The following is a 1313-nucleotide window of genomic DNA, read 5'->3' as shown; positions in this document are numbered from 1 at the left end:
CCAATGTAGGGTGAGCATGGATTGTCATGGCGATATCTTCAGCAGTCATGCCTGCTTCGATTGCCAAGCTCAGCTCAGAAATCATGTCAGAAGCACTTGCTCCGGCAATTTGTGCACCGATGACTAAACCGTCTTCTTTGCGTGTTACAAGTTTAAGGAAACCGTCAGTTTCGTTTAATGACAGCGCACGTCCGTTTGCAGCAAACGGGAATTTGGCTGCAGTCACTGCAAGACCTTCTTCTTTAGCCTGTGCTTCAGTGTAACCTACAGATGCAAGTTCAGGCTCAGAGAAGACGACCGCAGGAATTCCGAGATAGTCGATTTCCGCTGCTTCTCCGGCAATCGCTTCAGCAGCGATTTTACCTTCATAAGAAGCTTTATGTGCAAGCGGAGGACCTTCGATGATGTCACCGATCGCATAGATGTTCGGAATGTTTGTACGGCATTGTTTGTCCGTTTTGATGATGCCGCGGTCCGTCATTTCAACGCCTACTTGTTCAAGTCCAAGCTCGTCCGTGTTTGCAACGCGGCCGACAGTGACAAGTACGTAGTCCGCATCGATTGTTTGCTCTTCGCCTTTCACTTCGAACGTAACGGTTACGCCGTCAGCTTTTTCTTCTACGCCTTTAGCCATAGCTTTTGTATGGATTTCAACGTTGCCTTTTTTCTTCAGGTTGCGTTTAACAAGAGAGCTCATTTGCTTCTCAAAGCCTGGAAGGATTTCTTCTCCGCCTTCAAGAATGACAACTTCAGTGCCGAAGTTTGCATATGCAGTACCGAGCTCAGTTACGATGTAGCCGCCGCCGATGACAACGAGCTTCTTAGGAATTTCTTTCAGTGCAAGCGCGCCTGTTGAATTCAGTACGCGGTCGCTATATTTGAAGTTTGGCAATTCGATAGGGCGAGAACCCGTTGCAATGATCGCATTTTTGAACGTGTATGTCTGAGCTGAATTCTCATCCATCACGCGTACAGAATTGCTGTCTACAAAGTACGCTTCGCCTTTTACGATGTCGACTTTGTTGCCTTTCAGAAGGCCTTCAACACCGCCGGTAAGCTTATTAACGACAGAGGCTTTCCATTCTTGAACTTTTGTAAAGTCAACTTTTACGTTTTCAGCAGTGATCCCCATCTCTTCAGAATGCTTTGCATTCTCATAGCGGTGGCCTGCATTGATCAGCGCTTTTGAAGGGATACATCCGACATTCAGACATACGCCTCCAAGATTGCCTTTTTCAACGATTGTTACTTTTTGTCCAAGCTGAGCAGCGCGGATGGCAGCTACATAGCCGCCAGGTCCCGCACCAATGACA

1 protein-coding gene is annotated in these 1313 nt (G+C 47.4%); it reads right to left on the bottom strand.

What is annotated here, in order from left to right; translation table 11 throughout:
- Positions 1-1313, bottom strand: a 1313-nt coding sequence (gene lpdA / locus C1T29_RS09135) for a dihydrolipoyl dehydrogenase (protein WP_208945660.1), incomplete at both ends; no start/stop codon positions are given.

The sequence above is a fragment of the Bacillus sp. MBGLi79 genome (assembly GCF_002953915.1).
Note: the sequence above shows the minus strand (reverse complement) of the source record. Positions and strands in the feature narration are given on the sequence as shown.